The organism is Hymenobacter canadensis, assembly GCF_027359925.1.
Taxonomy (GTDB): Bacteria; Bacteroidota; Bacteroidia; order Cytophagales; family Hymenobacteraceae; genus Hymenobacter; species Hymenobacter canadensis.
In genome coordinates, this window is sequence record NZ_CP114767.1 from 1726129 (window position 1) to 1750913 (window position 24785).

Annotated in this window: 14 protein-coding genes and 2 tRNA genes; 9 read left to right on the forward strand and 7 right to left on the reverse strand. The window is 63.1% G+C overall.

Annotated elements, in window-relative coordinates:
- The first annotated feature begins 224 nt into the window (after positions 1 to 224).
- Both O3303_RS07490 and O3303_RS07495 read left to right on the forward strand, forming a co-directional pair.
- Complete coding sequence (locus O3303_RS07490; protein ID WP_269561441.1) at positions 225 to 3422, forward strand: efflux RND transporter permease subunit; 3198 nt, start codon at positions 225 to 227, stop codon at positions 3420 to 3422.
- Positions 3415 to 4857, forward strand: a complete 1443-nt coding sequence (locus O3303_RS07495; protein WP_269561442.1) for a TolC family protein — start codon at positions 3415 to 3417, stop codon at positions 4855 to 4857. Before O3303_RS07490 ends, O3303_RS07495 begins: the two co-directional genes overlap by 8 nt.
- 161 nt (positions 4858 to 5018) lie before the next feature.
- Here O3303_RS07495 and O3303_RS07500 read toward each other — a convergent pair whose 3' ends face one another.
- Complete coding sequence (locus tag O3303_RS07500) at positions 5019 to 5363, reverse strand: translation initiation factor (protein WP_269561443.1); 345 nt, start codon at positions 5361 to 5363, stop codon at positions 5019 to 5021.
- A gap of 258 nt (positions 5364 to 5621) precedes the next feature.
- Here O3303_RS07500 and O3303_RS07505 point away from each other — a divergent pair, with 258 nt between their 5' ends.
- Positions 5622 to 7022: a sensor histidine kinase gene (locus O3303_RS07505; RefSeq protein ID WP_269561444.1), complete on the forward strand. Its 1401-nt coding sequence runs from the start codon at positions 5622 to 5624 to the stop codon at positions 7020 to 7022.
- A gap of 4 nt (positions 7023 to 7026) precedes the next feature.
- On the opposite strand, the gene O3303_RS07510 is transcribed toward O3303_RS07505, so the two are convergent.
- On the reverse strand, positions 7027 to 7896 hold the full coding sequence (locus tag O3303_RS07510) for a diacylglycerol/lipid kinase family protein (RefSeq protein ID WP_269561445.1): 870 nt from the start codon (positions 7894 to 7896) through the stop codon (positions 7027 to 7029).
- 211 nt (positions 7897 to 8107) lie between these two features.
- The gene (gene gap, locus O3303_RS07515) at positions 8108 to 9115 is read right to left on the reverse strand and encodes a type I glyceraldehyde-3-phosphate dehydrogenase (protein WP_269561446.1); all 1008 of its coding nucleotides are present in this window, start codon (positions 9113 to 9115) and stop codon (positions 8108 to 8110) included.
- A gap of 251 nt (positions 9116 to 9366) precedes the next feature.
- On the opposite strand from gap, the gene O3303_RS07520 reads away from it, so the two are divergent.
- The 3 genes from O3303_RS07520 to O3303_RS07530 all read left to right on the forward strand — a co-directional run bounded on the left by O3303_RS07520 (position 9367) and on the right by O3303_RS07530 (position 12751).
- Positions 9367 to 9438: transfer RNA gene (locus tag O3303_RS07520), tRNA-Glu, on the forward strand.
- Between the two features lie 232 nt (positions 9439 to 9670).
- Positions 9671 to 11845, forward strand: a complete 2175-nt coding sequence (locus O3303_RS07525) for a bifunctional alpha,alpha-trehalose-phosphate synthase (UDP-forming)/trehalose-phosphatase (protein ID WP_269561447.1) — start codon at positions 9671 to 9673, stop codon at positions 11843 to 11845.
- A gap of 183 nt (positions 11846 to 12028) precedes the next feature.
- Complete coding sequence (locus O3303_RS07530; RefSeq protein ID WP_269561448.1) at positions 12029 to 12751, forward strand: M48 family metallopeptidase; 723 nt, start codon at positions 12029 to 12031, stop codon at positions 12749 to 12751.
- Positions 12752 to 12830: 79 nt separating this feature from the next.
- Here the strand turns inward: O3303_RS07530 and O3303_RS07535 are convergent, their stop codons facing one another.
- Positions 12831 to 14618, reverse strand: a complete 1788-nt coding sequence (locus O3303_RS07535) for a glycoside hydrolase family 15 protein (protein ID WP_269561449.1) — start codon at positions 14616 to 14618, stop codon at positions 12831 to 12833.
- A gap of 249 nt (positions 14619 to 14867) precedes the next feature.
- Between O3303_RS07535 and O3303_RS07540 the strand changes: the two genes are divergently transcribed.
- Both O3303_RS07540 and O3303_RS07545 read left to right on the forward strand, forming a co-directional pair.
- The gene (locus O3303_RS07540) at positions 14868 to 15569 is read left to right on the forward strand and encodes a TVP38/TMEM64 family protein (RefSeq protein ID WP_269561450.1); all 702 of its coding nucleotides are present in this window, start codon (positions 14868 to 14870) and stop codon (positions 15567 to 15569) included.
- 78 nt (positions 15570 to 15647) lie between these two features.
- Positions 15648 to 15719, forward strand: a tRNA-Glu gene (locus O3303_RS07545).
- Positions 15720 to 15859: 140 nt separating this feature from the next.
- On the opposite strand, the gene O3303_RS07550 is transcribed toward O3303_RS07545, so the two are convergent.
- Positions 15860 to 16786 carry an alpha/beta fold hydrolase gene (locus tag O3303_RS07550; protein WP_269561451.1) on the reverse strand — a complete coding sequence of 309 codons (927 nt, stop codon included), beginning with the start codon at positions 16784 to 16786 and terminating at the stop codon, positions 15860 to 15862.
- Between the two features lie 308 nt (positions 16787 to 17094).
- Here O3303_RS07550 and O3303_RS07555 point away from each other — a divergent pair, with 308 nt between their 5' ends.
- Positions 17095 to 19296, forward strand: coding sequence for a hypothetical protein (locus O3303_RS07555; protein ID WP_269561452.1), 2202 nt, complete (start codon positions 17095 to 17097; stop codon positions 19294 to 19296).
- A 132-nt stretch (positions 19297 to 19428) separates the two neighbouring features.
- Here O3303_RS07555 and O3303_RS07560 read toward each other — a convergent pair whose 3' ends face one another.
- Both O3303_RS07560 and O3303_RS07565 read right to left on the reverse strand, forming a co-directional pair.
- Entirely contained in the window at positions 19429 to 21417 is a 1989-nt protein-coding gene (locus O3303_RS07560) for a PAS domain-containing sensor histidine kinase (RefSeq protein ID WP_269561453.1), read from the reverse strand.
- A gap of 86 nt (positions 21418 to 21503) precedes the next feature.
- Positions 21504 to 24527 (reverse strand): CheR family methyltransferase, encoded by a 3024-nt coding sequence (locus O3303_RS07565; protein WP_269561454.1) that lies wholly within the window; start codon positions 24525 to 24527, stop codon positions 21504 to 21506.
- Positions 24528 to 24785: the final 258 nt, after the last annotated feature.

The following is a 24785-nucleotide window of genomic DNA, read 5'->3' on the forward strand; positions in this document are numbered from 1 at the left end:
TTCCCGGAAAAAGAACGTCATGCTGAGCATGTGGCGCATAAAGCCAGTGTGCGCAGCCGCAGTCGAAGCATTTCCACCGCCAAACTAACTCCTTCTTATCGTACGATTTCCGCTCCATAGCCCAGGGTTTAAACCCTGGGCTGGTGAACCGTGCAACGAAGCGGTAGAGATGCTTCGACAAGCTCAGCATGACGGCCTTCTAACAGCAACGAACAGTAACTATCATGTTCAGTAAATTCATTCGCCGACCCGTGTTTGCCATCGTCATATCGGTGGTCATCATGTTCCTGGGTGTTCTGGCAATCAAGACGTTGCCGACGTCCCAATTCCCCGAGATTTCGCCGCCGATGGTGATGGTGAGCACGGCCTACCCCGGCGCCAGCGCCAAGGTGCTCACCGAATCGGTACTGATTCCGCTGGAGCAGGCCATCAACGGCGTGCCCGGCATGAAGTACATGACCTCCGACGCCGTATCGGCCGGGGAGGCCAACATCCAGATTGTGTTCAACCTGGGCACTGACCCCGAGCAGGCCGTGGTGAACGTGAACACCCGCATTGCGCAGGTGCTCAACCGCCTACCGGTGCTGGTGCAGCGCGAAGGTGTGGTGGTAAACCGTGTGGTGCCCAACATGCTCATGTACGTCAACCTCTACAGCAAAGACAAGAATACCGACATGCGGTACCTCTTCAACTTTGCCGGGGTGAACATGCTGCCCGAAATCCAGCGCATTGATGGCGTGGGCCGGGCCAGCATTCTGGGCTCCCGCCAGTACGCCATGCGCGTGTGGCTGAAGCCGGACCGCATGCGGGCCTACAACCTGTCGGTGGACGACGTGATGGAGGCCCTCAACGACCAGAGCGTGATTGGCTCGCCGGGCCGCATTGGCCGCTCCGACGGCAAGGAGGCCTCGGCGCTGGAGTACGTGCTGACCTACAAGGGCCGCTTCAACGACGTGGAGGAGTACAAGAACGTCATCATCAAGGCCAACGCCAACGGCGAAACGCTGCGCCTCAAGGACGTGGCCAACGTGGAGCTGGGCTCGGAATTCTACGACATCTACTCCAACCTCGACGGCTACCCCTCGGCGGCCATCATGCTCAAGCAGACCTATGGTTCCAACGCCATCGACGTGATTAAAAGCGTGAAAACCAAGCTGGAGGAGCTCAAGAAAACCATGCCCCCCGGCATGGACTACAAGATCAGCTACGACGTGTCGAACTTCCTCGACGCCTCCACCGAAAACGTGATTCACACCCTGCGCGACGCCTTTATTCTGGTGGCCCTGGTGGTGTTCCTGTTCCTGGGCGACTGGCGCAGCACGCTGATTCCGATTATTGCCGTGCCGGTGTCGCTGGTGGGCGCGTTCATGGCCATGCAGGCCTTTGGGCTCACCATCAACATGATTACCCTGTTTGCGCTGGTGCTGGCCATCGGGATTGTGGTGGACGACGCCATTGTGGTGGTGGAAGCCGTGCACGCCAAGATGGAGGAGAAGCACCTCTCGCCCTACGGCGCGGTGCGCGAGGTAATCGGCGAAATCAGCGGGGCTATTATTGCCATTACCATCCTGATGACGGCCGTGTTCGTACCGGTGGCCTTCATGAGCGGGCCGGTGGGCATTTTCTACCGCCAGTTCTCGATTACGATGGCCGCCAGCATCGTCATTTCGGGCGTGGTGGCCCTGACGCTGACGCCGGTGCTCTGCGCCATGATTCTGAAGAACAACCACGGCCAGCCCCGCAAGAAAACGCCCATCAATCGGTTTATCGATTGGTTTAACCGCGGCTTCGAGCGCCTGACCGGCCATTACACCAACCTGCTGGAAAAGGTGGTGGACCGCCGCTTGCTCACCTTCCTGATTCTGATTGCGTTCGGGGCGGGCATCTTCGGCATCTCCACTACCCTGCCCTCGGGCTTTATTCCGGCCGAAGACCAGGGCATGATTTACGCCGTGCTCCAGACGCCGCCCGGCTCCACCCTGGAGCGCACCAACGACCTCTCGCAGCGCCTGCAGCAGCTGGCCGAAAAAGTACCCGGCATCGAAAGCATTTCCACGCTGGCCGGCTACGAGATTCTGACCGAAGGCCGCGGCTCCAACGCCGGTACCTGCATCATCAGCCTCAAGCCCTGGAACGAGCGCAAGGAATCGGTGCACGACGTGATTATGGCCCTCGAGGAGAAAGCCAAGGAAATTCCCGGCGCGACCATCGAGTTCTTCGAGCCGCCAGCCGTACCGGGCTACGGCGCGGCGGGCGGCTTCCAGCTGCAGCTGCTCGATAAAACCGCCACCGGCGACTACAAGGCCTTGGAAAAAGTGAACGAGGAGTTCATGACCGAGCTCAAGAAGCGCAAGGAGCTGGCCGGCTTGTTCACCTTTTTCTCGGCCAACTACCCGCAGTACGAGCTGCAGATTGACAACCAGCTGGCCATGCAGAAGGGCGTGAGCATCGGCAACGCCATGAATACGCTCAGCATTATGGTGGGCTCGACCTACGAGCTGGGCTTCATTAAGTACCAGCGCTTCTTCAAGGTATTCGTGCAGGCCTCGCCGGAGTACCGCCGCCTGCCCAAGGACATCCTGGACATGTGGGTGAAGAACGACAAGGGCGAAATGGTGCCAATGTCGGCCTTCATGAAGATTGTGAAGGGCCAGGGCGCCAACGAAATCAACCGCTACAACATGTACCCCACGGCCTCCATCCGCGGCGACGCGGCCCAGGGCTACAGCTCGGGCGAGGCCATCAAGGCGGTGCAGGAAGTGGCCGCCAAAACTCTGCCCCGCGGCTACGACATCGACTGGGGCGGGCTGTCGAAGGACGAAGTGGGCCGCGGCAACGAGGCCATCTACATCTTCCTGATCGTGCTGCTGTTCGTGTACCTGGTGCTGGCCGCGCAGTACGAGAGCTTCCTGCTGCCGCTGTCCGTGATTCTGAGCTTACCGGCCGGTATTTTCGGCTCCTTCCTGCTCATCAAAACCATGGGCCTGGCCAACAACATCTACGCCCAGGTGGGCCTCGTGATGCTGGTGGGCCTGCTGGGCAAAAACGCCGTGCTGATTGTGGAGTTTGCGGTGCAGAAGCACGAGGAAGGCATGACGGTGCGCGAAGCGGCCATTGAAGGCGCCAAAGTGCGTTTCCGGCCGATTCTGATGACCTCTTTCGCCTTCATTGCCGGCCTGATTCCGCTGGTTATTGCCCACGGCGCGGGCGCCATCGGCAACCGTACCATTGGTACGGCGGCGCTGGGCGGCATGCTGTTCGGCACCGTGTTCGGGGTGATTCTCGTGCCCGGCCTGTACTACATTTTTGGTACGCTGTCCGCCGGCCGCAAGCTGATTCAGGATGAGAATGAAAACCCGCTGTCGGAGTTTGAGCCGCACATTTTAGTTGATGAAGAAATTCCGAGCCACAGTCATGCTTAAGAAACGCATCTATCAAGGCCTGGGCGCAGCCCTGCTGACCCTGGCGGTGGGCGCGTGCAAAACGCCCGAGCTGGCCACCAAGGCCGCCGGCCGGCCGGTACCCACCAGTTACGCCACCACCCCCACCGCCGACAGCATCAACACGGCCCGCAACCAGTGGCGGCAATTCTTCACCGACCCCAACCTCATCGGCCTCATCGATACGGCCCTGCAGCGCAACCAGGAGCTGAACATTTCGCTGCAGGAAATCCAGATTGCCCGCAACGAGGTCCAGATCCGCAAGGGCGAGTACCTGCCCTTCGTGGGTTTGGGCGCCAAGGCCGAAACGGCGCGGGCCAGTAGCAACACGCTGCAGGGGGCTACCGAGGAAGCCATCAACATCCGGCCCGAGCACCGCAACCCCAATCCGCTGCCTAACTACCAGATCGGGGCGTTTGCCAGCTGGGAAGTGGACATCTGGCACAAGCTGCGCAACGCCCGCAAGTCGGCCGCGCTGCGCTACCTGGCCACGGTGGAAGGCCGCAACTTCACGGTCACGAACCTGATCGGCGAAATTGCTACCTCCTACTACGAGCTGCTGGCCCTGGACAACCAGCTGGCTATCGTGCGCCAGAACATCGGGCTGCAGACCAACGCCCTGGAGCTGGTGAAGCTGCAGAAGGAGTCGGCCCGCACCACCGAGCTGGCCGTGCAGCGCTTCGAGGCCCAGCTGCACAACACCCGCAGCCTGCAGTACGGTATTCAGCAGCGCATCACCGAAACCGAGAACCGCCTCAACTTTCTGGCCGGCCGCTACCCGCAGCCCATTGCCCGCAACTCGGCGGCGTTCAATGAGCTGCTGCCCGCCCCGGTGCAGGCCGGCGTGCCGGCCCAGCTGCTGCAAAACCGCCCCGATATCCGGCAGGCCGAGCAGCAGCTGGCCGCCGCCAAGCTGGACATTCAGATTGCGCGCGCCAACTTCTACCCGGCGCTGCGCATCACCGGCGGGGCCGGTTTCGGAGCCTTCAAGTCCGGTCTGCTGTTCACCACGCCCGAGAGTATGCTGTACTCGTTGGCCGGTGATTTGGTGGCCCCGCTGGTGAACCGCAACGGCATCAAAGCCGTGTACGGCAACGCCAACGCGGTGCAGATTCAGGCCGCCTACCACTACGAGCGCACCATCCTGAACGCCTACGTGGAAGTGGCCAACCAGCTGTCCAGCATCAATAACCTGCAGCTGAGCTACAACGAAAAGGCTAAGGCCGTGCAGGCCCTCGACCAGTCGAGCAGCATTTCCAACAGCCTGTTCCGCTCCGCCCGCGCCGACTACACCGAAGTCCTCTTCACCCAGCGCGACGCCCTGGAATCCAAGTTCGACCTGATCGAAACCAAGATGCAGCAGCTCAACGCCTCCGTAAACGTGTATCGCGCCCTGGGCGGCGGCTGGAAACAGTAAGCCGGGAGGTCAAGTAGCCTATAAAACAGAACGTCATGCTGAGCTTGCCGAAGCATCTCTACCGCAGTACTAATCAAAAAAGTTAGCCAGCGGTAGAAATGCTTCGACAAGCTCAACATGACGTTCTAGGTTAAAGCAGGCGGGAACCGCGCGGCTCCTTTCTACCCGCCGGCCTTCTTGGCCTTATAGCCTTTCTCCAGCAGCACGGCCATCACCTTGTCGCGGAAGTCGCCCTGGATGATGATTTCGCCGTCTTTGGCGTTGCCGCCCACGGCGCATTTGGTTTTCAGCAGCTTGCCCAGCGTCTGCAGGTCGGCATCCTGCCCCACGAAGCCGGTGATGAGCGTGACCTGCTTGCCGCCGCGCGCTTTTTTATCGAGCTGCACGCGCAGATTCTGCTGCTGCGGGGGCAGCGTGGCGGCGGCGGGCTCGGTGTTGTCCTGGTATTCGAAATCGGGGTTGGTGGAGTACACCACGCCTTCCCGGCGGTTCTTGTCGGCTTTCATGGCCGAAATGTAGCAGAATGTGCCCGCACCATCACCCGCCAGCCTGTGGCCGACATGGGGGAGCTGGTTTTGGTAGCGCGAAACCAATCATAGTAAAAACCATTTATAGTTGCATCTTTATGTAGTGCATTTCTTCTGTGGGCTTTCGTACCTGCCTGCTGGCCATCGGCCGCTCCCCGGCTGGTATGTAGCTAAAAACAAGAGAGCAACGTTGTCGATTTAGCACTCCTGCCCATGGCGGCGACTCTACTTGGTTTAGTGAACATTGCTATTCAGTCTGACGCCGTGAATGCCAGCCTTATCGTTACCGTATTGATGGCTCTGCTGGCTGTGCGGGCGTTGCGGCGCTTCCTCGACCTGCCCACGCGCGTACCGCACCTGAACCGCCTGCTGGGCTGGATCTGGGTGCCGGGAGTGGCATTTTTTGCGCTGAGCTACCTGGTGGGCTGGAAGGCCAACCTGGGCGATGAGCTGTATTTCCTCTTCGCGTATGCGGTGGTGGTAGCCGTGCTGATTCGGGTCCGCGACTACCGTCCCGCTCGCACCCTGCTATTGGCCCTGGCGCCGTTGGTGCTGCAAGCAATTGCCGAGCTGCTGACCTTGCTCAACGGGGGCCTGTTCAAAACTTACAACAATGTGCTGGAATCGGCGCAGGGCTTCGCGCTTATCTGGTTTATCACCTTCGTTGTGATTGCCAAAAACCAGAAAAAGCGCCTGGAAGCCGAGCGGCTGCAGCACGAGGAAGAGGAGAAAGTCCGCCGCCAGATGGAAGCCCAGAACGCCGAGCTGGAGCGGCTGGTAGCCGAGCGCACCGCCACGCTGCAGCAGCAGACCGAGGAGCTGCAGCAGGCCCTCACCGAGCTCAAAAACGCCCAGGCCCAGCTGATTCAGAGCGAGAAAATGGCCTCGCTGGGCGAGCTGACGGCCGGCATTGCCCACGAAATTCAGAACCCGCTCAACTTCGTCACCAACTTCGCCGACGTCAGTGCCGAGCTGGTGCAGGAGCTGGAGGCCGAGCAGCGCAGCCCCACCCGCAACTCCGCGCTGGAGCCGCTACTGCTGCAGGATCTGCGCCAGAATCTGGAGAAAATCAACCACCACGGCCACCGGGCCGCCAGCATCGTGCGGGGCATGCTGGAGCACTCCCGCGCCCAAAGCACCGAGCGCCAGCCCGTCGACCTCAACACCCTGGCCGATGAATATCTGCGCCTGGCCTACCACGGCCTGCGCGCCAAAGACAGCACCTTCAACGCCTCGCTACTGACCGAGCTGGCCCCCGCCATCGGGCAGGTAGAGGCCGTGGGGCAGGATCTGGGCCGGGTGCTGCTCAACCTGTTCACCAACGCCTTCTATGCCGTGCAGAAGCGGCAGCAGCGCCAGCCCGTGGGCTTCGAGCCTACCGTGCGCGTGTGCACCCGGCGCCTGCCCACCGGCGCCGTGCAAATCTGCGTGCACGACAACGGCGACGGAATTCCGGAAGCGGTGCGCCAGAAGGTGTTCCAGCCGTTTTTCACCACCAAGCCCACCGGCGAAGGCACCGGCCTGGGCCTCTCGCTCAGCTACGACATCATCACCAACGGCCACAACGGCACCCTCACCTTTGAAACCGAGCAAGGCCAGGGCACCGAGTTTGTGGTGACGCTGCCAGGCCCCGCCTGAGGCGCTACACGGCTACTTCCAGCGCCAGCGGATGCAGCACCACCTCAAAGTCGGTGGCGTCCTCCACGTAGTCGCCATCCACGTGGAAGCCCAGCGGCGCGGCCGACCGCACCCGCACCTGCTGCGTGGTATGGTACACCGCCCCGCCCGAGGTAGCCAGCGTGCCCAGCGCCAAACCCAGCCCCACACGCACCGCCCGCGGCAACGACAGCCCGTCGATCAAACACACGTCCAGTAAGCCGTCCTGAATGTTGGCGCGGGGCGCGATGTAGGCGTTGTTGCCGTACTGGGCCGCGTTGGCGAAGGCCAGCACGTAGCAGTGGGTGTCGAATAGCTTCTGGCCCTGCAGCGTCACCTGCACCGGCACGGGGCGGTAGCGCCGGTACTCGCGCAGGGCCACTTTCACGTAGGTGCTCAGGCCCCGGGTGCCGGCCCGCGCAAACATCTTGCTCACGTGCGCATCAAACCCCAGCCCGGCCGTGCAGAAAAAGGGTCGGCCGTTGATTTCGCCGGCATCGATGCGCTGGAAGGTGGGCTGGCAGGCGCGGCGCACGGCCCCCGGCAAGTCCAGCGGAATGTGCAGGTGGCGCGCCAGCCCGTTGCCGGAGCCGCGCGGCACAATGCCCAGCGCCGCCGAAGTGCCCAGCAGGCCGCGGGCCACTTCGTTCACGGTGCCGTCGCCGCCCACGGCCACCACCACCCGGCACCCCGCCGCGGCCGCCTGCCGGGCCAGCTGCTCGGCGTGGCCAGCATAGGCCGTGGGCTGAATCTCGAACTCAGCTCCCGCGGCCGTGGCATAGCGCGTGAGCAGGGCCGGCACATCCTGGGTGCGGTTAGTGCCGGAAGTCGGGTTCAGGATAAAACAAATGCGCACAAACGGAAGGAAATAGTGAACCAGGGAAGCAAATATACGGTCATCCGGAGCTTGCGCCGGACCATTTTACGCCGTGAGCCTCGTTTTACGAGTCGGTCCAATTATCTGACGTCCTGAGCACATCGAAGAGTGATGAACAGCACAAAAAACAGCCGCCTGCCCGGTTTCCCGGACAGGCGGCTGCCTTCTTACTCAGCAGGAACCCGAAGGTTTAGCTGTTCATTTTCGCGCCCAGCTTCTGAATGAGGTCGGCGGTGCGGGTGGAGTAGCCGGTTTCGTTGTCGTACCAGCCTACCACTTTCACCAGCGAGCCATTGGCCGAGGTCAGCTCCGAATCGAAGATGCACGAGTGCGGGTTGCCCACGATGTCGATGCTCACCAGCGGGTCGGTGCTGTACTCCAGGATGCCTTTCATCGGGCCTTCAGCCGCCGCCTTCATGGCCGCGTTGATTTCCTCTTTGGTCACCTCGCGCTTCAGAATCACGGTCAGGTCCGTGGTCGAACCGTCCGGAATAGGCACGCGCATGGCAATTCCGTCGAGCTTACCCTTCAGCTGGGGCAGAACCAGCCCCACGGCCTTAGCAGCACCGGTGCTGGTTGGGATGATGCTGTAGGCAGCAGCGCGGGCGCGGCGCAGGTCTTTGTGCGGCGCGTCCTGCAGGTTCTGGTCGGAGGTGTAGGCGTGCACCGTAGTGATGTAGCCTTTCTCGATGCCGAAGGCATCATCCAGCACCTTGGCCATCGGGGCCAGGCAGTTGGTGGTGCACGAAGCGTTGGAGAGGATGGTTTCCTCGCCGGTCAGGATGTCTTCGTTCACGCCCAGCACCACCGTCGGGATGTTGCCGGTAGCGGGAGCCGAAATAACCACCTTCTTGGCACCTGCGGTGAGGTGCTGGCCAGCGCCGGCTTCGTCTACGAAGCGGCCCGTGCTTTCCAGTACCACGTCCACGCCCATCTTGCCCCACGGGAGCAGCTTGGGGTCGCGCTCGGCCAGAGCAGCAATGTGCTTGCCGTTTACGGTCAGGCTATTCTCGTCGTAGGCCACGGTACCGTTGAAGCGGCCGTGTACGGAGTCAAATTTGAGCAGGTGCGCCAGCGTCTTGTTATCGGTGAGGTCGTTGATGGCCACGACTTCAACATCCTCACGCTCGAGCAGCGCTTTGAACGTCAGGCGGCCAATCCGGCCGAAACCGTTGATGGCAACTTTGATTTTAGCCATAGTTGTATGGGGAATTGGGGAGTGTATCGGCCCGGGAGGGGCCGGTGAAAACGCGCAGCGAAGGTAACGGGCTACGGGTACTTCGCCAAATCGGGCGCCTTCTGCGGGCCGAAGCCGGCATTTTGAAAAAATTTACCTCTGACAATCAAGTTGTTTTCCCTGTTGAGACAAAAATTTTATTAGGCTGGTCTTGTCTGCTGCCAGACGGTTCCTATCTTTGCACCACCAAAACGGAAAACGCCGTTTGAAATGGTCCGTTCGTCTAGGGGTTAGGACAGTAGATTTTCATTCTACCAACAGGGGTTCGATTCCCCTACGGACTACAAAAACACCCGCTCTGACTCACGTCGGAGCGGGTGTTTTGCTTTTTCGGGCTGGATGGCGGGCAGCCTTTCGCGGAAAGTGGCCCGCATGTTATAGCAGTTTGGCAAACCGTGTAGGCTCCGGTCCGAATGCGCGGTAATGCCCGGCGCGGTAAGAAAACTGCGCAGAAATACTAATGGCTAAGCGCCGGTTTCTGCCGTAAGCTAAGGGGTTCACCATTCCACACGGCCCATGTCCCGTACCCTTATTGTCTCGAACCGCCTGCCCACGAAAATCCTGCGGACTGCAGAAAGCCTTACGTTTCAGCCCAGCGAAGGCGGGCTGGCTACCGGCCTCGGCTCCATTTATCAGCAGGATGACAACGTGTGGGTGGGTTGGCCGGGACTTTATGTGGAGGACGCCGCCGAGGAAGCCTACGTGTGCGAGCAGCTGGCCCAGAACAGTATGGTGCCGGTGTTTCTCACCGAAACCGAAATCCGCGACTTTTACGAGGGCTTCAGCAACTCCACCCTCTGGCCTACTTTCCACTACTTCACGCAGTACGCCACCTACGAGCAAAGCCACTGGGAAGCCTACGTGGCCGTGAACGAGAAATTCTGCCGCGCCGTGCTGGAGCTGGCTGGCCCCGACGATACCATCTGGATCCACGACTACCAGCTGCTGCTGCTGCCGGCCATGCTGCGCCAGGCTCGCCCCGACTGCACCATCGGCTTCTTCCTGCACATTCCGTTTCCGTCGTATGAGCTGATCCGGGTGCTGCCGTGGCGCCGGGAGTTGCTGCAGGGCATGCTGGGCGCCGACCTGATTGGCTTCCACACCTTTGGGTATATGCGCCACTTCCTGAGCGCCGTATCGCAGCTGCTGGGCATGTCGTCGCAGAACGGGCAGATTGAAACCGGCACCCGCACCGTACTGGTCGATGCCTTTCCGATGGGCATCGACTACGAGCGGTTTGTGACGGCGGCGGCTTCGGAAACGGCCGTTCGGCACGAGGCCAACTACCGCGAGGCCCTGCGCGACGTGCGCGTGATTCTGAGCATCGACCGCCTCGACTACTCCAAGGGCATTGCCCAGCGGCTGCGGGCCTTCGAGCTGCTGCTGCAGCGCTACCCCGAGTGGCGCGAGCAGGCCAGCCTGCTGATGGTGGTGGTACCCTCCCGCGACCAGGTGGCCCAATACGCCAGCCTGAAAGAGGAAATCGACGAGCTGGTGGGACGCATCAACTCGCAGTATCGCACCATCTCTTGGACCCCGATTCACTACTTCTACCGCTCCTTCCCGCTGGAAGAGCTGGCTGCCTTCTACCGCTTGGCCGAGGTGGCGCTGGTGACGCCCATGCGCGACGGCATGAACCTGGTGGCGAAGGAATTTGTGGCCAGCAAAGCCAACCAGCGCGGTGTGCTGATCCTGAGCGAGCGGGCCGGGGCGGCCCGGGAGCTGTCCGATGCCCTCATCATCAACCCCACCGACACCGGCCAGCTGGCTGAGGCCATGCACGACGCGCTGGTGATGCCGGAGGAAGAACAGATCCAGCGCATGAGCGCCATGCAGGCCCTGGTGCGCCAGTACAACGTGTTTGCCTGGACCCAGCTGTTCATGGACCGGCTGGCCTACACCAAAATCAAGCAGCACACGCTGGCCACCGAAACCCTCACGCCCACGGCCACGGCCCGGCTGCTCAGCGAGTACCACGCCGCCCCGTCGCGCCTGCTGCTGCTCGACTACGACGGCACGCTGGCCCCCTTCCACCCCGACCCGCAGCGCGCCCGCCCCGACCAGGAGCTGCTGCTGCTGCTCAAGGCCCTGGCCGACGTGCCGCAGAACCGGGTGGTGGTCATCAGTGGCCGCGACCGGGCCACGCTGCAGGCCTGGCTGGGCCATCTGCCCATCGATTTCATTGCCGAGCACGGCGTATGGCTGCGGCCGGCCGGTGAGGAGTGGCAGCTGTTCCAGACGCTCAGCAACGCTTGGAAACCGGAAATCCGCTCGATTCTGGAGCTCTACGTGGCCCGCACGGCCGGCTCCTTCATTGAGGATAAGGAGTACTCTCTGGTATGGCACTACCGCCGTGCCGACGCCGACCTGGGAGCCGTGCGCGCCCGCGACCTGCTCAACCACCTCACCTTTATGACTTCGAATGGGGATTTGCAGGTGATGGAAGGCAACAAAGTCATCGAAATCAAGACGGCCGGGATTCACAAAGGCTCGGCAGCGGCCCGCTGGCTGGCCACCTACCAGCCCGATTTTGCGCTAGCCATCGGCGACGACCGCACCGACGAGGACACGTTCCGTGCCATGCCGCCCGAAGCCTACACCGTGAAGGTGGGCACTGCCTCCCGCTCGCTGGCCCGCTACCACGTAGCCGGCACCCCCGACGTGCGCCACCTACTGCGGCAGCTACTGTAAGTAGGTGGGGGAAAGCCCTGTCATCCTGGGGAACTGTCATCCTGAGCGGAGCGAAGGATCCTATCACGTCTGGATTACCACTGAACGACGACCGTTCCAACGTGATAGGATCCTTCGCTCCGCTCAGGATGACAGTTCCCCAGGATGACAGCTACCTTTGCCACCCCACCACTACTCCACCTCATGCCCCAGCTCTTGATTGACGACTTGCCCGTGGAAGTCGTGCGCAAGAATATCCGGACGCTGCGCCTGAGCGTGCACATGCCCGATGGCCGGGTGCGGGTAGCCGTGCCCCTACGCACGCCTGAGGCCACTATCCGGGAGCTGGTAGTGGCCCGCCGTGCCTGGATTGAGAAGCACCAAGCGCGTTTTGCAGCGCGCGAGGTGGCGCCGGCCCTAACCTACGTTTCGGGCGAGCTGCATCCATACCAGGGACAAGCGTGTGTGCTGCAGGTGCACGAGGCGGAGGGCACGCCGAAAGTAGTGCTGCTGCCCAACGCCGAGCCCCCTACCCTGACGTTGCACATCCGGGCCGACAGCACCGTGGAGCAGCGCCGCAAGGCCCTGGATGGCTGGTACAGGCAGCGCCTGCGCGAGCAGCTGCCGGCGTTGCTGGCCACCTGGCAACCCGTGGTGGGGGCGCAGGCTAGCAGCTGGGGCATCAAGCAGATGAAAACCCGCTGGGGCACCTGCAACATTCAGGCGCGCCGCGTCTGGCTGAATTTGGAGCTGATCAAGCGCCCCCTACCCTGCCTGGAATACGTGGTGGTGCACGAGCTGACCCACCTGCACGAGCGGTACCACAACGCCCGCTTCTGGGGTTTTATGGACCAGTTCATGCCCGACTGGCGCCAGCACAAAGCCGAGCTCAACCGCGTGCACCTGCGCGCCGCCGACGCGGATTAGAAGACGTAGAAATAAAGATAGAACGGCCAGCTTCTCTGAGCGAGAAGCTGGCCGTTCTATCTTTTTGTTACAACTGAAACTACACGAAAGTCGGGCGGTCCAGCTTCTTGGAGATGCGGTAGGCGGCATTCACGAGGCCCACGTGGCTGTAGGCCTGCGGGAAATTGCCCCACTGCGAGCCGGTTTTGGCATCTACATCCTCCGAGAGCAGGCCCAGGTGGTTGGTGTAGGTGATGAGCTTCTCGAACTCGCGCACGGCATCGTCGAGGCGGCCGACGCAGGCCAGCGTCTCGACGTACCAGAAGGAGCAGATTAGGAACGTGGTTTCGGGCGTGCCAAAGTCGTCGGGGTGGCGGTAGCGGTAAAACAGGCCCTCGGGCGTCATCAGCTCCTTTTCCAGGGCCTGCAGATGGCGGTGGGCGCGCTCGGTGGTGGGGTCGAGGTAGCCCATCATGATCAGCTGCAGGGTGCTGGCATCGAGGTGGGGCGAGCCGATGGCGTTGGCGTAGGCCTGGTGCTCTTCGCTGAAGCACTGCTCAATCCGCTCTTCAGCGGCGTGCATGAGGCGCGTGGCTAGGGCCTCCATTTCGGGGTTCTGGAGCGCCTGGGCCACCTTGCGGGCGGCGTGGCTGCCGGCCCAATGGAACAGGTAAGTGTAGCAGTGATACTGCGCAATGTGGCGAAACTCCCACAGGCCGGCGTCGGGCTGGTCCATGGTCTTCTCGATCATGCGCAGCGTGTCAAACACCAGTTTTTCGGGGCTGTTGCGCTCGGGGTTCAGGAAGCGGGCATCCACGTAGAGCGGCAGCAGCGCCACCAGAATCTGGCCGTACACGTCGTTCTGGATGTGCGTGAAGGCGTCGTTGCCGATGCGCACGGGCTGGTTGCCGAGGTAGCCGGCCAGTGGCAGTTCGTGCTCGGTTAGCTCCGAAGCGCCACTGATGCCGTAGAGCGGCTGGTACTTGTCGCCAGTGGCCTTGCTGGTGATATTGGCGATGTAGTGGAAGTACCGCTCCATCTCCTCGAAATGCCCGATGTTATTGAAGGCCGTGAGCGTGTAGAACGTGTCGCGCATCCAGCAGTAGCGGTAGTCCCAGTTGCGGGTGCTGCCGGGGGCCTCGGGCAGGCTGGTGGTGCTGGCCGCAATGATGGCGCCGGTGTCTTCGTACTGGTGCACCTTCAGGGCCAGCGCCGACCGAATCACGGCCTGCTGGTGGAAGTTGCTGATGGTGGTGCTTTTCACCCACTGGCGCCAGTAGTCGGTGGTGGCGCGCAGAAACCGCTCGGCGGTGCTCCCCAGGGCGGCTTCCAGCGGGGCGCCGTAGGTGAGCACCAGGTAGCGGGTTTCGCTGAGCACGAAGTCCTCGCCGTCGGTGATGTAGGTGAGCGGGATGTCGGTAGTGAGACGGATTTCCTCTTCCAAGCCTAGGTAGGCAATGTGGTTAGAGCTGCGGCGGCGGGTGAGGCGGGTTTCGCCGTAGTTGCCCACCGGGTTGCAGGTCACGCGGATGCGGGGCGTGCCGGCCAGCGGCTCCAGCTTCCGGATCAGCATCAGGGGCTTGTAGTAGCGCTCATATTGCGGAAAGCGCGGCGCGAAGTCCGTGACGCGGTAGCGCCCGTCTTCACTCTCGATTTCGGTGCACAGCACGTTGGTGTTCTGCTCGTAGTACTGGTGCGACTCGAACTGGCCAGGCGCGGCGGGCCGCACGCTGAACTCGCCGCCTTTCTGGCCGTCGAGCAGGTCGCCGAATACAAAGCTGCTGTCGAAACGGGGCCAGCACATCCAGGCCACCGAGGTATCCTTGCGAATGAGGGCTAGAAAGGCACAGTTGCCGATTAGGCCCATGTCGTAGGTATGTTTGATCATGCTGGTTGTCAGTTGCTGGTTGTCGGTTTTAGAGCCCTGCTGCGGGCCGGCAGGCGCTACCCTTTGCTGCGGCCTGCTCGTTGTAGTACCCCACATGGGCGGTCGGGGTTGTCCTGGCCATAGCCGCCTGAGTTGCGTACAGGCATCCGGCGGCCGGGTGCCGGCTCGCCTGTTCTGCCCCACTATTCCTGCCTGCACCCCGCAGCCCACCCGCCTTCAGCTGCCTGACCACCTGCCTCTTACCTGCATATGCCCGAGTCTTCTGCGCCGCGCCGCGGCACCCACTGGCCCCTCTATCTTTCGTTGAGTTTCATGGTGGCCCTGGTGGCCGCCTATTTTTTCTGGCCGGCCTTTCAGCAAGCCGCCCAGGAAGGTTTTCGGGTGCTGAAAAGCGGCGAGCAACGGCAGATTGCCGATTGGATGGCCCAGTTCGGCAACTGGGGCCCGGTGGTGCTGGTGGGGCTGATGGTGGTGCAGATGTTTTTGTTTGTGGTGAACGTGGTAGCCCTGATTTTGGTGGCCATCCTGGCGTACGGGCCGTGGTGGGGCTCGCTGCTGGCGCTGGCCGGCATTGTGGCCGCCTCCACGGTGGGCTACGGGCTGGGCCGCGCCCTCGGCGAGTCGTTTGTGAGCCGCCTGTTGGGCCGCTCCACCGAGAAGAAGGTCATCGGCATCGTGCACGGCTACGGGGTGTGGGCCATCATCATTGCTCGCCTCTCCCCGGCCCTCTCCGACGACGCCATCAGCTTTGTGGCGGGGGTGGCGCGCATGGGTTACTGGAAATTTATGGCCGCCACCGTGGCCGGCGTAGTACCCCTGATTGCGCTGCTGGCCTACCTCGGCGAAGAAAGCAACCGCCTGAAAACCGGCCTGCTATGGGTTTCCGCAGTGAGCCTGCTGCTGTTCGGCGGGTACGTATGGTGGGACCGCCGCCAACAAAAATCCCACTAAATCATTGCCTGCGACTTGCAGGATACATTTTTAGTGCCTTATCTTTGCATCACCAAAACGGAAAACGCCGTTTGAAATGGTCCGTTCGTCTAGGGGTTAGGACAGTAGATTTTCATTCTACCAACAGGGGTTCGATTCCCCTACGGACTACAAAAACACCCGCTCTGACTCACGTCGGAGCGGGTGTTTTGCTTTTTCGGGCTGTGCTATTAACCGAAACAAATCAGGGCCGGCCTCCCATCGGAAAGCCGGCCCTGATTTGTTTCGGAAGCAATGAACACCCAAAGCGGCTACTTGCGCCGCGAAGCCAGCAACCATACACCGCCGGCCAGCAGCGCCAGAGTACTGCCTACCACGGCGGCGGTAGGCACTTTCGGCTGCGAGGTCTGCAGCTGCCGCTGGTCGGCAGCAAAAGCCTCGGGCAGGCCGTGGCCGCTGGTGGCGGCCAGAATGAGTTTGATGGTTTCGGCGGGCTGGTCCCACTGCGGAAAGTGGCCGCAGTTGTCGAACCAGTACAGGCGGGCATCCGGGAACTTGGCCAGCGCCAGCTTGGCCTGGCTGGGCAAGCACACCCGGTCCTGCCGGCCCCAGCCAATCACCAGCGGCTCCGAAATACTGCCTTTGGGGGCGGCCTGCTGCTTTTCGCCATGGGCCAGCTGATCGAGCAGCTCCTCGAAGACGGGCGTGTTGGCGAAGGTGCGCATCTCCTCCTGAGCCTGCCGGGCATCCACGGCCCAGGGCCGGGCCGAAAACTGGGGCAGCAGCACGGTGCGGCCCACAGCCGAGCCGGCCAGCATCGGCATTACGGGCTGCAGCGCCTTCACCAGCTTCACCGAAGCCGACACGGAGTGATAGAAAAACGGAACTTCCCAGCCCTGCCAGAAGCCGCCGGGATCCAGCGACACCACCGCCCCTACTACGCCGCCGCGCCGGGCCAGTTCCAGCACGAGGCGGGCCCCCATGGAACTGCCCACCGCATCAATCCCGAGCAGGCCGTGGCGGGTCAGGAAGGACGTGAGGGCGTCGGCGAAGGTGCGGATGGAGTTTTCGCCGACAAGCGCGGGCGTTTCGCCGTGGCCGGGCAGGTCGACGGCCACAACGTCGCGCTCGGCGGCCAGGGCGTCGATGACGGTGTTCCAGGAGCGCCAGCTCCCCCCGATACCGTGTACCAGCAGCAGCGGCCGGCCGGCTCCGCGCCGGATGTAGTTCAGATCCATAGAAAAAACAAAAACAGATGATTGACCAAAGCAGCCGGCGCAGAAAATGGCCGGGCCGCCGGGCCTGCTTTAGGTTTACTGCAGATGCCGCTATTTGTTCGGGCAGGGCGGCGCCAGCCAACGTCAGCACCGCGCTCCGCATACATCAGGGCCTGCCGATGCAGCAGCCTCGCCAGCTGCTACGCCCCGAAATCAGGCAAATTTTCCTGTTCGGTTCGTGGCGCAGGGGCTTACCTTTGCGGGCTTACGGGCAGGCGGCCATTGCCAACTGCCCCGCTGATTGCTCATCTTTTTTACGCCGACTACCCGTGCGCCTTTCTCCGGGATTTCGCCTCTTGCGCTGCTGTGCGCTGCTGTTGCTGCTGCTGTTCACCCCATTCGTAGCGGCCGTGGCGCAAAGCGGCGCCGATGAGCCCGGCCTGCTCCTGCGCGACCTGGCCCTGCGCACCGACACCAGCCGCTACCTACTCAGCCGCCACACGGTGCTGGTGCAGAACGAGCCCAGCCTGTATTTCTACTACCGCCAGGAAGACGAAACCGCCGAACTGGAAGTGTACCCCGCCGCCACGCAAAGCCGCCGCCCGCTGCGGCTGGTGCGCTCCGCCGATTTCCTGCTGCTCGACTCACTGACGGCCGCCACCGGGCCGGCCGGCCCGTTCTACCGCGCCAAGGTGCGGTTCCGGGAGCTGACGGCGGCGCGGTTTCTGCGCCTCACCTTCTCGCAGGCCCCTGACTCGGCGGGGGCCCCGGCGCTCACCCAGACCGTGAACTTGCTGCCCGTGACGCGCACTACGCTGGAACTGCGGGCCGCCGACCCGGAGCTGTTTGTGGGCGAGGAAAAGGTGTTCGAGCTGAGCTCCAACAACCTCAAGAACATCCGCACCACCGCCGACTGGACCAAGGGCCGCGACATCGACTACCGCATCACGCAGGAAAAGGGCGGGCTGCGGCTGCACGTGCTGCCCAACGCCACCGGCACGCGCCTGCTCACGGTGCAGCCCCAGACCGAGCGGCCCTTCCTCACCGACAACAACCGCCGCGTGAGCTACGCGCTGCCGCCCATCCGGCAGGAATTCACGGTGAAGGCCTCACGGCTGCGCTTTCTGAGCGTCGATAAAAAGGAAATTACCCTGGACGAAGTGTCCAGGCGCAAGGGCGTGGAGCTGATTCTCGACAACGGCCGCACCTTTGATCTGAAGCGCACCTACCGCATTGAGGAGCAGGAGGAAGCCGGCGGCTCGCTGGTGGCTGAGCTGTTTACGCGCCAGTACCTCACCAACGACCGGGTGCTGTGCTGGCTGCGCGTGTACAACACCCACCGCCAGACCGACAGCTACCTCTACATCAAGGAAAACGACCAGGCCAAGTACATCACCAACCTCAATATCTCGCCCAAAACCAACATTACGGCCGTGAGCGTGCGGCACCGCGGCGGCGACTGGACCAGCAGCCTGAACGTGAACCCCGGCGAAACGGTGGATGTACGCCTGGAGGGCGAGTCATTGGCGCGGGCCCGCTTCCACTTCGAGGACGTGCAGGTGATTCCCTCCGACTCCAGCGTGCGCTCCGACGCGGCCGTGGTGTACCGCGTGCAGGTGCCCGTCACCATCGACAAAAAGCGCATCACCATCTTCAACGCCGGCACGCCTACGGGCCAGAGCCTGGCCGTGCGCGAGTTTCAGCGGCCCCACCCGCTGGACTTCGTGAGCGTGACGTTCGGCGAAGCGCCGCGGCCCGTCACGCGCCTCAACGGGCCGGTGCTCTACGACCGCACCGTGAGCGACGTGGTGTTTGGCTTCAACAGCGGCGGCATCGACTCCGACAAGCAGCTGTTTGGCAAGCAGTACCTGATTTTCGACATCCGGACCCAGAACGCCAAGGGCGAGCTGATTGAGCTGCGCACCGTCGAGAACGTGGTGGTGTGCCCCGACGACAACTCGGTGCGGGCTGCGTTCTACCAGGACAAGCAGTGCCAGGTGGGCAACATCAGCCTCAACAGTTTGCTGGGCGCGCGCAAAACCTACGCCCTCGAGGACTGGAGCACCATTATCGTGACGGTGCGCCACAACCCGGCCCAGTACCAGGAGGCGGGCTTCTCGCAGAAGCTGGAGCTGGTGTTGCAGCGCCGCGTGAAGTTCGATATCGACATCAGCTTTCCGGCCGGCCTGCTCACCAAGCAGCTCAACGCCAAAAGCGGCGAAAGCAACAACTATACAGCCTTCAGCGGCATCAGCCTGGCTACGCTGGCGCAGTTCAGCTTCTACCACCCCACCAAAATCAATAAGCTGCGGCCCTATAAGGTGGGCGCCGGCTTCGTGGCCCTGAACGCCTTCAACCTCAACCCCAACAGCACCGCCGGCCGCGACCTGGGCATCGTGGTGCTGGGCTCCGTCTACCCCACCCGCTCCGACGCCAAGCTCACGTTCCCGCTCTACCTGGGCGGCGGCTACCTCGTAAGCACCGGCCGCCTGTTCTTCCTCTTCGGCCCCGGCATCGGCGTGAGGCTTTAGGAACGTCATTCCGAGCGAAGCGGAGCGTAGTCGAGGAATCTCGCTAGTGTAGTAATTACCATTACAATGTCAGCACGCGAGATTCCTCGGCTGCGGCTCCGCCTTCGCTCGGAATGACGTTCTACCACATTTCTACCGCACGGGCAGCTCGATGGTGATGATGGTGCCCTGGCCGGGGCGGGAGGCAATGTGGAGGGTGCCACCGAGCAGCCCCACCCGGCTCCGGATGCCGGGCAGCCCGATTCCGGGCAGCGCGTCGGGCCGGGGTTCGGGGTTGAAGCCGTGGCCGTTGTCTTCCACCGAAATGGACAGCTGGTCGCCTTCGCGCACCACATGGATGAAGGCCTCCTGGGCGCCGGCGTGCCGGATGATGTTGTTGAACAGCTCCTGCACCATGCGGTACACGGCCACTTCCAGCAGCTTGGGCAGCGGCACCTCCAGCCCCGAAACGTGCAGCGAGGCCTTGAGACTGGCCTCCGGGATGCGCCGCACCAGCTCGCCCAGGGCATAGGCCAGCCCAAAGTCTTCCAGAATCCCGGGCGTCAGCTCGAAGGAGATGGTGCGCGTCATCCGGATGGCGTCTTCGAGCAGGGTCAGGCTTTTGTCGCGGGTGGCATCGGTGGAGCGCAGCAGGTGCAGCTTGGTGGCGTAGAGCAGCTGCCCCACGCCGTTGTGCAGGGCCTCGGCAATGCGCTTGCGCTCGGCTTCCTGGGTGGCCAGAATCGCCGACAGTACCTCCTGCTGGCGGGTGAGCTGCAGGCGCGTGGTTTCTTCCTGCAGGCGGTTGCGCTCAGTGATGTCGCGGATTACCAGCAGCAGCCCCGTTATGGTGCTGTGCTCCGGCCCGCGCAGCGGCACCATGTAGGCATCGTAGTGGCCGGGGCGGTGGGCGTACGGAAGGTTGGCCTGCATCGCCCGCTCCCCGGTTTCCAGCACCTGCCGCAGCATAGCGCGCCCCCTTTCGCCAAACTGCGGGAACAAAACGAAGAGGTTGCAGCCCAGCACCTGGGCCTCTGCCTGGCCGGAGTAGCGCTCGGCTTCGCGGTTCCAGGCCGTGATGGTGCCTTCGCAGTCCAGGGCCACCACGGCGTCCAGGCTGTTGTCGAGCAGGCTTTTGGTGTATTCCTTTTCGGCCCGCAGCTGCTCACGTGCCGCCCGCTGCTCCGTGATGTTGCGCCAGACTACCTGCATCAGCTGTTCGCCGCTCACGTTGATATTGGTGAGGGTGGTTTCCAGCCACATGCCCTCCCCCTGCAGGCTGTAGCGGTACCACTCAAAACGGCTTATTCCCTGGCGGCGCAGCGTCTGGTGGTGGCGCTCCAGCACGTCGGCCGACAGCTGGCCGTCGGGCTGAAGTTCGGGCACCAGGTACGTCACGGGTTGGCGCAGCAGCTGCTCCTTGGTGCTGGCGCCCACCATGTGCAGGGCGGCCTGGTTACAGTCGACGATGTGCAGGTTGCGCACGAGCAGCACGGCGTCGGCGCTCTGCTCGAACAGGCGCCGGAACCGGGTCTCACTCGCGGCCAGCGCGTCGCGGGTGGCGCGGCGCTCCGTCACGTCGAGCAGGGCCACATGGTAGCGCGGCTCGTGGTCCGTGAAGGAAACCTGACTGCCTTCGAGCAGTCCAAACCACGGGCTGCCGTCTTGCCGGCGCATGTCCAGCTCGCAGGTATGGCGCTGGTCCGACGACTGGCCCAGCTGCTGCAGAAAATCGGCGCAGGCGGCCCGGTCGGATTCGGCCACAAACAGCGCCAGCCGCCGCCCCAGCAGCCGCTGCCGGATGCTGCCCAGCTGCTGGGCCGCCCGCAGGTTGAGCTGCCGGATGCAGCCGAGCGCATCCAGCGTGAGGTAGCCGACGGGGGCAAAGTCGTAGAGGTTGACGAACTCGGCGCGGGCGCTTTCTGCTTCGGCCTGGGCCAGCAGCAGCTCCTCGTACTGCATTTCCAGCTCTATCTGGTGGGTTTGCAGCTCCTGCACCAGTCGCTGCATGTCGTCGGGGCTTTTGTCGGTGACGGCCTGCGTAACGAGGTAGCGGCGCTTTTCGGCCCGCTCGCGCAGAGCCAGCAGTGCCTGCTGCGCGGTCTGGGGAGGCGGAAGGTCGTGGTCGTCGTTGGTGTTCATGGCAGCAGGCCAGGTTGCCCGCGCAAGGCAAGGCAGTTCGAAGATAGCCGTAATCGGCTGGCCCTGGCGCGGCTGCCGGGCCGGAGCTAGGGGCGCGACTGCAGCCCCAGCAGCACGTGGCCGGTGGGCTGCCCTTCGCTGAGAATACGCCGGCCATAGAGCAGCACCGATTGCCGGCCGGCCCCCGGAAAGGACACGTCCAGGCCAAAGTCATCGAAGCCCTCCGCCGTGCCGTCCAGGAGGCGGGCCAGCTGCTGGTGCAGGGCGGGCTGCTGCCACGCGCCATTGCTGAGCAGGCGCAGCTCCTGCCCCTTCGCGGCCGCGGCATCCACCCCGAACGTGGTGGCAAACGCCTGGCTGACGGTCAGGATCCGGAGCTGCTCGTCGAGCACCACCAGCGGCTCACGCACCGTTTCCACGATGCTTTCGGCCAGGCGGCGGCTGACCTGCACCCGCTCTTCCAGCTGCTTCATGGCCGTCACGTCGGTGAAGGTGATGACGGCGCCGCTGATGTAGTTTTCGAAGGTGCGGTAGGGCAGAATGCGCATAGCGTACCAGTCGCCGGAGGTGGTCTGGATGGTGGCCTCGGTGCTGATCAGCCGGTCGAGGACCTGCTGCACGGTGGCGGCCAGGTTTTCGGAGCGCAGGGTGCTGGCAAAGTGCGTGATGGGGCGGCCCACGTCGGCCGGCATCAGGGCAATGATCCGGCTGACCGGCGGCGTAAACCGCTTGATGAGCATGTCGTTGTCGAGGAAAATGGTGGCAATTTCCGTGGCATCGAGCAGGTTTTTCATGTCGTTGGCGGCCAACGACAGCTCCTCCGTTTTGCTCAGATACTGCATATTGAGGGTCATGAGCTCCTCGTTAAGGCTCTGCATTTCCTCCTTGTTGGTCATGGCCTCCTCGTTGGTGCTTTGCAGCTCCTCGTTGGCGCTCTGCAGCTCCTCGTTGGTGCTTTTGAGCTCCTCCAGGCTGCTTTCCATTTCTTCGATGGTGGTCTGGAGGCGGTGGCGGGTGTACTGCAGTTCTTTATCCAGAGCGGCCACCAGGTCGGTGCGGGTGGCTTCGTCGGTCGTGGGCTTGCCGTGGCGCACCCGGCGCGGGGTAGGCATATCCTCAAACGATACCAGCAGCAGGCCCGCCAGCAGCTCCGGCTCAGCCAGATACTGCACCCGCAGGCGCAGCAGCTGGTAGCCGGCCTCGGTCTGCAACCGCAGGCCCTCGCTCACCACGGGCTGCTGCTCGTGGCTGGCCCGGTGCATGGCGTCGCTGATTTCGAAACGCAGCTCGTCGCGGGCCATATCCAGGATGTTCATGCCGCTCAGGCCGGGCGCCGGCTCCAGGTACTTGCCGGTACGCCCGTGCACAAACAGAATGTCGCCTTTGGTATTGACGACCACGGACGGCGGCGCAAAGGCCCCGAGCATGGCGCGCTGCACCAAGCTGGCAAACATGCCGTCGCGGCGGGGAGTAGCAGGAATCATGGCAAGGGAATTAGCGGGCAGCGCCGCCGGGGCCTGCGGCCCGGAAGTAAACGGGAAATTGGCCAGCCGCACCAGCGAGGCGGAGCCTTCGGAACGGCGCGAAATCTTCCATTTCACATCCAGCGGCGCAAACAGGTCCTGAAAGCCGGTGAGGTTTTCACTGGGCCCCAGAAACAGCAGCCCGTTGGGGTTGAGGGCGTAATGGAAGATGGGAAGCAGGTTTTTCTGCAGCTCCGCGCTCAGGTAGATGAGCAGATTGCGGCAGCAGAGCAGGTCCAGCTTGGTGAACGGGGCGTCTTTGTTGAGGTTGTGCAGGGCAAACACCACCGAGTCGCGCACTTCCTTGCAGATTTGGTAGGCGCCGTCGAGCCGGATAAAGAAGCGCCGCAGCCGCTCCGGGCTTACGTCGGCCTCAATGTTGCTGGTATAGACGCCGGCCCGGGCCGTTTCAACGCCTTCGGTGCTGATATCGGTGGCGAAGAGCTGCAGGCGCAGGCTGTGGCCGGGGATTTCCTCGAAGCACTCGAGCAGCGTCATGGCCAGCGAGTAGGCTTCTTCGCCGGTAGAGCAGCCCGGGGCCCACACCCGCACCGTGGTGCCCGGCGCCAGCTGCCGCAGCATGAGCAGCAGCTGGCGCTTGAGCGAGGCAAAGGCCTCCGGGTCGCGGAAGAACTTCGTGACGCCAATCAGCAGCTCCTTGAACAGGTGTTCCACTTCCTCGGGGTTGTGCTGCAGGTAGCGCACGTAGTGCGTGAACTCGCGGATCTGGTGGCCGTTCATGCGGCGCTCAATACGGCGGAATACCGTATTGCGCTTGTAGAACGAGAAGTCGTGGCCGGTCTGGTTGCGAATCAGAATGAAGATCTTCTGCAGCGCGTGGGCGGGCATGCCGCCCAGCGTCTCAAACGAGGAGCTGCGTAGCGGCCGCCGCAGTGGCGGCTGGCGCACGTACTCCAGCAGCCGGGCCGGCATGTCGGCGGCGGGCAGCACAAAATCCACGAATTCGGTGGCAATGGCGGCGCGGGGCATGCTGTCGAATTCGGCTTCCTGGGGGTCCTGCACCATCACCATCCCAAAGTTTTCCATCACCATCTTCAGGCCGATGCTGCCATCGGCGCCCATGCCCGAGAGGATGATGCACACGGCCCGGTCGCGGGCATCTTTGGCCAAGCTTTGCAGGAAGTAGTCGATGGGCAGCCGATGACCGCGGGCCTGGGTGAACTCGAACAGGTGCAGCGACCCGTGCAGCAGCGACATGTCGCGGCCGGGCGGAATCACGTACACGTGGTTGGGGCGCACTTTCAGCCCGTCGGTTACCTCGTGCACGGGCAGCGAGGTGAAGTGCTGCAGCACATGGGCCAGCTCGCTATCCTGCGTGGGCATCTGGTGCGTGACGACGATGTAGGCCAGGCCACTGGTGGGCTGCACGGCCCGCAGAAAATGCTCCAGCGCCACCAGCGAGCCCGCCGAGCCCCCCAGGCACACGATAGGGAAGCTGCTGCTGCTCCCGGCCAGGCCCACCGCCAGAGGCCCCGGCTGCACCTGCAGCCGCCCGCCCGCTACGGGGGTAACAGCGGCGGCGGAAGTAGCTGTTTGGCCGATAACTGGCGCTTTGGGAGTTTGCATACGCACGGAGCAGCAGCCAGGAAAAGAACAGGCCCGCTGCGGAAAAGACATCCAAAAGTAACCAGAAAGCACCGCCTTCCTACCACCGGCCAGCCAGCCGCCGGCCCCGAAAAAAACAAGCTTAATAAGCCCTCAGATCATGTTTTTCACCGGTCAGCTTCCCGCCAGTGCTGTGGCAGACTGCGGTGCCGGCCCCGGAACGGACCCGCAATCCGGGGGCACCGTGCGCGGCACCGGCGCCGGGCCGACAGTCGTGGC

Excerpts from the sequence above, each read along its gene's own strand:
- O3303_RS07495 (WP_269561442.1), top strand. The coding sequence starts at position 3,415 with ATGCTTAAGAAACGCATCTATCAAGGCCTGGGCGCAGCCCTGCTGACC.
- O3303_RS07490 (WP_269561441.1), top strand. The coding sequence starts at position 225 with ATGTTCAGTAAATTCATTCGCCGACCCGTGTTTGCCATCGTCATATCG.
- O3303_RS07530 (WP_269561448.1), top strand. The coding sequence starts at position 12,029 with ATGCCCCAGCTCTTGATTGACGACTTGCCCGTGGAAGTCGTGCGCAAG.
- O3303_RS07565 (WP_269561454.1), bottom strand. The coding sequence starts at position 24,527 with ATGCAAACTCCCAAAGCGCCAGTTATCGGCCAAACAGCTACTTCCGCC.
- O3303_RS07535 (WP_269561449.1), bottom strand. The coding sequence starts at position 14,618 with ATGATCAAACATACCTACGACATGGGCCTAATCGGCAACTGTGCCTTT.
- O3303_RS07500 (WP_269561443.1), bottom strand. The coding sequence starts at position 5,363 with ATGAAAGCCGACAAGAACCGCCGGGAAGGCGTGGTGTACTCCACCAAC.
- O3303_RS07560 (WP_269561453.1), bottom strand. The coding sequence starts at position 21,417 with ATGAACACCAACGACGACCACGACCTTCCGCCTCCCCAGACCGCGCAG.
- O3303_RS07540 (WP_269561450.1), top strand. The coding sequence starts at position 14,868 with ATGCCCGAGTCTTCTGCGCCGCGCCGCGGCACCCACTGGCCCCTCTAT.
- O3303_RS07550 (WP_269561451.1), bottom strand. The coding sequence starts at position 16,786 with ATGGATCTGAACTACATCCGGCGCGGAGCCGGCCGGCCGCTGCTGCTG.
- gap (WP_269561446.1), bottom strand. The coding sequence starts at position 9,115 with ATGGCTAAAATCAAAGTTGCCATCAACGGTTTCGGCCGGATTGGCCGC.
- O3303_RS07525 (WP_269561447.1), top strand. The coding sequence starts at position 9,671 with ATGTCCCGTACCCTTATTGTCTCGAACCGCCTGCCCACGAAAATCCTG.